Raw genomic sequence first — 6,701 nt, 5'->3', positions numbered from 1 at the left:
CGGCAGTCGGCAGTGACGGGGCTGGGGGCTCGGAGCTCGTGCCTCAGGAACGGCAGTCGTGATTCAGCAGTCGGCGGTCGGCAGTCGGCAGTGACGGGGCTCGGGGCTGGGAGCTGGGAGCTCGTTCCTCAGGACGGGCGTCGGGAATTCCAGTCGGACACGCAGACGGCGGTCGGCAGTCGGCAGTCGGCAGTCGGCAGTGAAGAATGCTCTCTGAGCCTTGAGCCCTGAGCCCTGAGCCCTGAGCCGAGCCGTGAGCCGTGAGCCCTGAGCCCGTGTATGAGCCCTGCGCCCTCAGGCCCGAGCCGTGAGCCCTGAGACCTGGGCCCTGAGACTTGCATCCAGCGCCTGCGAGGCGACACGCGCGGCCTCGGCGATACAGGAGTTGATCGCCACGCCGCGGTAGGCGTTGCCGGCCAGGAACAGGCCAGGCGACTGCGCGAGCCTCGCATCGGCCGCCGCCAGCCTGTCGAGGTGCCCCACGGTGTACTGGGGAATGCCCAGCGCGTGCCGGAAGACCTTCACGAAGGTGGGCGCCGCGTCGATCCCCATGACGCGGCGGAGATCGCTGCGGACAAGGGCGAGCAACGCCTCATCGTCGAGGCCGATGGCCGACGGATCGGTGGCGCCGCCCAGCATCACGCGCATCAGCACGTGCCCGCGCGGAGCACGACCGGGGTACACCGACGAGTCCCACAGCACGCCCAGCGTGCGCAGGCCCTCGCCGCGGGGCACGAGGTATCCGAACCCATCGAGCGGCGTCGGCAGCCGATCCGCCGGGAAGCCCAGGCACACGACGACCATCGTGGCGGTCGGGATGGCCTCGAGCGTGTGGGCCAGCGCCGGATCCAGCCCACGCACCATGCGCGCGGTCGTCGCCGAGCCGCTGGCCATCACCACCGCATCGGCGTGCAGCGGCGCGTCGCCCTCGATCGCCAGCGCGTACCCGTCGGGCACACGCTCGACGCCCGTCACGGCCACACCCGTGCGGATGACCGGCCCGAGCCGCGCGACAAGGGCGCGCACGAGGTCCTCCGACCCACCCACGAACGACGTCAGCCTGCCGAGCGGTGCGCCCATGGCCTCGCCGTTGCGACGGGGATGCTGTCGTCGCCGTGCGAGCATGGCGCGGAACAACCCGCCGTGGTCCGTCTCGAGGTGCCACATCTTCGGGAAACAAGCGCGCAGCGACAGCGCCCGCGCATCGCCGCCGAACACGCCAGACACCATCGAGTCGATCAGCACGTCGGCGGCTTCGCGCCCGATGCGACGGCTGGCGAAGGCGTGAATGGTCTCGTCGCCCTCGGGCCGCCGCGCGGCGAACGGCTCCATCGCGAGGCGGGCCTTGCCTGACCAGGAGAGCAGGCCGCTCGTCAGGAAGTCGACGGGGCCGCCAGGAAGGGGATGCAGCCGTCCGCCGCGCCAGATGAAGCGCCGACGGGCGCGGTTGTCGCTCGGCTGCAGCCGCGGGCGCAACCCGAGCTCATCCACCAGCGCGAGTGTCGCCGGTGCGTTGTCGAGGAAGCCGTTCGGGCCCCATTCGCACGTGAAGCCGTCGATCACCTCGGTGCGGATGTTGCCGCCCGGGCGGTCGCCGCGCTCCAGCACGACCACCTCCACGCCGCGAGCCTCGGCGCCCTGGGCGCGCAGCGCGTGTGCGATCGCCAGGCCCGAGATGCCCCCGCCGACGATGGCGATTCGCGACGAGTGACGGGCCACCGCCGCGGGACTCACGCCACGACCAGCTGCCGGCTCACAAGGTCGGCGAGCGCCTCGATGAACAACGGGTGCGTGTTGAGGGCCTCACTCCGCCGATAGTCGACGATCCCGGCCCTCATGGCGTCGTCGCGGAACAGCTGATCCACCTCGTACAGGGTCTCGATGTGGTCGCTCACGAACGACACGGGCACCATCAGCACGTCGCGGACGCCCTGCCCCGCCAGTTCCCGGAGCACGTCCTCGGTGCCGGGGCCGATCCAGGTGACCGGGCCGGTGCGCGACTGGAATCCGATGACGTGCGGATTGGGCACCTGCAGGCGCTCGAGGATGCCGGCAACGGTGCGGTGCGTGTGCTCGACGTACGGGTCGCCTTCGTCGATGAACTTCTGCGGCAGCCCATGGGCACTGAACAGGATCGTCACGCCGTCGCGCCGCTCGTCGCCAAAGCCCGCCAGCGCCTGGCGGACCGTGTCGGCCATCGCGTCGAGGTAATGCGGGTGGTCGGGATACGCCTCCACGTGGCTGACCTCGAAGCGGTCGCGCCACTGCGGCTGGGCCAGCACGCGGTCGAACTCCTTGCGCGAGGACCCGGTGGTGGCGCGCGAGTAGTGCGGGTACAGCGTGAGGGTGACCAGGCGCGAGACGCCCGCGTCAGCGAGGCGCTGGAGGGCCTGATCAGTGCCCGGCTGCCAGTACCGCATCGCCACCTCGACGACGTGCCGACGGCCGCCGTCGCGGTCGAGCCGGGCGTTGAGCGCCTCGGCCTGGGCACGCGTCAGCCGGAGTTGCGGCGAGCCGCCGCCGATGGATGCGTAGTTGCGGCGGACACCGTTGCCGCGCGCCTTGGCGATGATGCGCGCCACGATCGGCTGCAGGAGCGCGCCCATGGGCAGCTCGATGATGTCGCGATCCGAGAAGAGGTTGACGAGGAAGGGCTCGACGTCGGCGAGCGTGCCTGGCCCACCCATGTTGAAGAGCAGCACGCCGATGGGCGGGGCATCGCAGGGGTGCGGGACGACGGGAACGCTGGTGGAGCCTGGGGCGTCGAGGAGTGCGGACATGCCGTTAGACGGTCCTGGAGAAGACCGGCGTGGCGGCGCGCTTCTCGCGCAGGTGCCGGTCGAAGATCATGCAGACGTTGCGCACGAAGAGGCGCCCGCGCGGGGTCACGCGCAGCAGCCCCCCGTCGTCGCGCAGGAAGCCGTGGGCGATCGGCCCCTCGGCCAGTTCCGCCTGCTCACGGGCGAAGTAGTCGCCGAAGTCGACGTCGAAGCGGCGCTCGACCTCGCGGGTGTCGAGCTGGAGGTTGCACATCAGCTGCGTCACGACGTGGCGACGGAGCCGATCGTCGGCGTCGAGGGCATAGCCGCGCTCCACCGGGAAGCGCCCGGCGTCGAGCGCCGCGTAGTACGTGCTCAGCTTCTTCGTGTTCTGCGCGAAGGCGCCGGCCACGTCGCCGATGGCCGACACGCCGAGGCCGATCATGTCGGGCGCCGGGCGCGTGGTGTAGCCCATGAAGTTGCGATGCAGCGTGCCGGCCGCCGCGGCCAGCGCCAGTTCGTCGCCCGGCAGCGCGAAGTGATCCATGCCGATGGGCGCGTAGCCGGCGGCGAGGAAGCGGGCACGCGCCTCGACGAAGAGCTGCAACTTGCGATCGGCCGATGGCAGCTCCTCGACCTTGAGCAGCTTCTGGTGGGCGCGGATCCACGGCACGTGCGCGAACGAATACGCTGCCACCCGGTCGGGCCGCAGGGCGATCACCGTGTCGATGGTGCGGGCGAACGAGTCGAGCGCCTGGCGCGGCAGTCCGTAGATCAGGTCGACGTTGATCGAGCCGAAGCCGAGCGCGCGGGCGTGCTCGACGAGCGCGCCGGTCGCCTCCACGCTCTGGAGGCGATTGACCGCCTGCTGGACGTCGGCGTCGAAGTCCTGCACGCCGAGCGACAGGCGATTGAAGCCGAGGGTGCGCAGGGTCTCGAGCTGCTCGAACGACGTGACGCGCGGGTCGACCTCGAGCGCGAGCTCCCCGGTGGGGTCGAGGTCGAAGTGCGCGCGGACGGCCTCGTGGAGCCGCTGCATCTGCGCCGGCGACAGGTAGCTGGGCGTGCCGCCGCCCCAGTGGTACTGCACCACGCGACGACGCCCGCGCAGGGCGGCGGCGACCATCGCGATCTCGCGCACGAGGTACCCGAGGTACTGCTCCGCCACGTGCCGCTTCTTGGTGACGATCACCGAGCAGCCGCAGAAGGCGCATCGGGACTCGCAGAACGGCAAGTGCAGGTACAGCGAGAGTGGCGCGTCCGGCACGGCAGCCGCGCGCGCGAGGTGCGCGGCATAGGTGTCGGCACCGAAGCCCTCGTGGAACTCGACCGCCGTCGGATACGACGTGTACCGGGGCCCGGGACGATCGTACCGACGGAGGAGGTCGAGGGTGACGGCCTGTCCATCGGGTTCACCGGAGACAGGAGGCAGACCCGGCGTCGGTGGGGAGGAGACGGCGTGCGGGATCAGGCCTGGCACGGCGCGGTGGATTGCAAGGCACGGGCCACGCGTCGCATGCCGGGAATCCGGCAGAAATCGCGGCCGGCCGTCAGCCGGCGACGGGGGATTCTCCGCAGTGTCGCGAGGTTCCCCGCGTCGCCGGCATCGCGGTGGAGGTGGGGCGGACGCGGCCGATAACTCGAAGGTGGAGACGTCGCCCCGCACCCCGGCCGACCTGACCGACGGCGATCGCCTCGAGACGCTCGGCTTGCTGGCCGCGGGTCTCGCGCATGAGGTCGCCTCTCCGCTGCAGGCGCTCATCCACAACCTTCGATACCTGCAGGATGGCCTCGCCGGCCTCGACCCGGTGTGGCGCGAGGCCGCGGCCCTCGACCCCGAGGGCGCGGCGCCAGCCATCGCGGCCGTCACCGGCGCGCTGGCCACGCTCTCGGAGAGCTACCCGCTCGACGAACTGCAGTCGGCGCTGGCCGACTCCGTGGATGCCGCGCAGCGCGCGTCGGCCATGGTGCGGGCCATCGCGGAGTTCGCGCAGGCCGGGAGCGTCGAGGAGGCGGTCGATCTGGTCGACCTGGTGCCCTCGGTGACGCAGTTGACGCGCAACGCGTGGAAGTACATCGCCGAGGTCGACACCGTGCTGCCGCCGGATCTGCCGCGCGTCCGTGCCAACCCGCGCGCGCTCGGCGTGGCGTTCGCCCGCGCGATGCTCGACGCCGCGCGCCGCCTGGCCGAGCGGGAGGGCGGGATGGCGGTCGAGGCCAGTCGCATCCTCGTCGATGCCGCCGTACAGCACGACACCGTCGAACTCGCGGTCACGGCCGCCGGGCATCGCCACGGCCTGTCCCTCCCCGTGGCGGAGGCCTGACCGATGGCTGGCGGCGCTGCCCGCGATGGCTCCCCTCCACGCGCACCGGGAACCGCGCGGCCACATGTCCTCCTGCAGGTACCCACGCCGTCGCGACGCGACGCCCTGCGGCGCGAACTGGCCCTGGTGCCCGGGTGGCACGTGTCGGTGGTCGGCAGCGTGGACGAGGCGCTGTACGGCCTCGAGACGCACGAGCTCGACGCGGTGGTCTGCGAAGTGGCGCCCGGGGATCCGGCGACGGTGCTCGCACACGCGCAGGCCCACCACCCCGAGGTGTTGCGGGTGGCCCTGTCGCTCGCCGACGCGCCGTCGCGATCGGTGGACGCCCTCAGGCACGCACACACCTGCCTGCCTCGCGACGCCGGTCCCGCCGCCGTCGCCCAGGCCCTGCGCCTGGCGCTGCGCGTGCGTGGCCTGTTGCGCGACCACACCCTGCAGGCGCTCGTGGTGGGGCTCGAGGTGCTGCCGAGCGTGCCGCAGGTCCTGCAGCAACTCCTCGCGGAACTGCGCGGCCCTGATCCCTCGGTGGCGCGCGTCGGCGCGCTGGTCGAGCAGGACCCGGCCTCGACCATGGAAGTGCTCCACGTGGTCAACAGCCCCCTGCTCGGTCTCCGCCAGCAGGTGAACGATGCGTCACTGGCGGTCACGCTGCTCGGACTCGAGACGGTGGGCGCCATCCTCGTCCAGCAGCAATGGCTGTCGCAGGCCGATGCGCACACACTCGAGCGCCTGGGCCTCTCCCGGTTGTTCGCGCACGGCCTGCGCACGGCCCGCCGCGCCGCGGCACTCGGGCATCACTTCCGCCGCGGTCACGAGGCGACCGGCGCCGCGCGGGCCGCTGGCCTGCTGCACGACGTCGGCAAGCTGGTGCTCGCCATCAACTTCCCCGACAAGTACCGCCAGGTGCAGGACCTCGCCGAGTCCGGCGAGGTGCCGCTGCGCGTGGCCGAGACGCTGCTGATCGGCGCGCCGCACGATTGGGTGGGCGGGCACCTCCTCGCCCTGTGGGGCCTGCCCGATGCCATCGTGGAGGCCGTCGCCTTCCATCACGATCCGAGGCATGGCGACGCCGCCGGTTCGGTGGCCCTGGGCCTCGTGCACCTGGCCAATCGGCTCGAACACGCCTGCGAGGCCGACGCCTCGGACGAACTCGATCGCGACTACCTGGCCGCCATCGGCTGCCCGGTGGATCCGGCCACCTGGGCCCACCTCCTGGAGCTCGACGCATGAGCGCCGCCTCGCCAGCCCGCCCGCGCATCCTGCTGGTCGACGACGACCGCCTCGTGCGTACGGCCTACCACCGGCAGTTGAAGGCGCAGCTGGACGTGTCGGTCGCCGCGACGGCCGACGAGGCGCTGGCGCTGGTGAAGGCCGGCCCGGAGTTCGCCGCCATCTTCACCGACTTCCACATGCCGGGGATGAACGGCCTCGACCTGCTCATGCGCATCCGGACGCTCGCGCCGCGCTCGGTCCGCATCCTGTTCACGGGCAAGGCCGACCTCCGGGAACTCGTCGCGGCGGTCAACGAGGCCGAGATCTTCCGCGTCCTCCTGAAGCCCTGCGCCACGGCAGCGCTGTGGGCCTGCATCGAGGCTGCCGTGGCGAAGTATCACGCCAC

General features: G+C 71.8%; 6 protein-coding genes. 3 read left to right on the top strand and 3 right to left on the bottom strand.

The window, feature by feature from the left end:
* Positions 1–294: 294 nt before the first annotated feature.
* From hemG to hemN, 3 genes are read right to left on the bottom strand one after another with little or no spacing between them, the layout of a single operon-like run.
* Positions 295–1,734, bottom strand: coding sequence for a protoporphyrinogen oxidase (hemG, locus tag ACIRDX_RS19085; protein ID WP_396627029.1), 1,440 nt, complete (start codon positions 1,732–1,734; stop codon positions 295–297).
* Positions 1,731–2,780: a ferrochelatase gene (hemH, locus tag ACIRDX_RS19080; protein ID WP_396627028.1), complete on the bottom strand. Its 1,050-nt coding sequence runs from the start codon at positions 2,778–2,780 to the stop codon at positions 1,731–1,733. The genes hemG and hemH overlap by 4 nt, the downstream gene beginning before the upstream one ends.
* Before the next feature lie 4 nt (positions 2,781–2,784).
* Entirely contained in the window at positions 2,785–4,239 is a 1,455-nt protein-coding gene (gene hemN / locus ACIRDX_RS19075; protein WP_396627027.1) for an oxygen-independent coproporphyrinogen III oxidase, read from the bottom strand.
* Positions 4,240–4,405: 166 nt separating this feature from the next.
* On the opposite strand from hemN, the gene ACIRDX_RS19070 reads away from it, so the two are divergent.
* From ACIRDX_RS19070 to ACIRDX_RS19060, 3 genes are all read left to right on the top strand, one after another.
* A complete protein-coding gene (locus ACIRDX_RS19070) occupies positions 4,406–5,083 on the top strand; it encodes a hypothetical protein (RefSeq protein WP_396627026.1) in 678 nt (225 codons plus the stop codon).
* A 3-nt stretch (positions 5,084–5,086) separates the two neighbouring features.
* Positions 5,087–6,313: an HDOD domain-containing protein gene (locus tag ACIRDX_RS19065; RefSeq protein WP_396627025.1), complete on the top strand. Its 1,227-nt coding sequence runs from the start codon at positions 5,087–5,089 to the stop codon at positions 6,311–6,313.
* A partial coding sequence (locus tag ACIRDX_RS19060; RefSeq protein ID WP_396627024.1) for a response regulator occupies positions 6,310–6,701 on the top strand: 392 nt, incomplete at its 3' end. The genes ACIRDX_RS19065 and ACIRDX_RS19060, both read left to right, overlap by 4 nt.

Origin of the sequence: Luteitalea sp. (genome assembly GCF_044337415.1) — a bacterium.
GTDB lineage: Bacteria > Acidobacteriota > Vicinamibacteria > Vicinamibacterales > Vicinamibacteraceae > Luteitalea.
Note: the sequence above shows the minus strand (reverse complement) of the source record. Positions and strands in the feature narration are given on the sequence as shown.

Excerpts from the sequence above, each read along its gene's own strand:
- ACIRDX_RS19065 (WP_396627025.1), top strand. The coding sequence starts at position 5,087 with ATGGCTGGCGGCGCTGCCCGCGATGGCTCCCCTCCACGCGCACCGGGA.
- hemH (WP_396627028.1), bottom strand. The coding sequence starts at position 2,780 with ATGTCCGCACTCCTCGACGCCCCAGGCTCCACCAGCGTTCCCGTCGTC.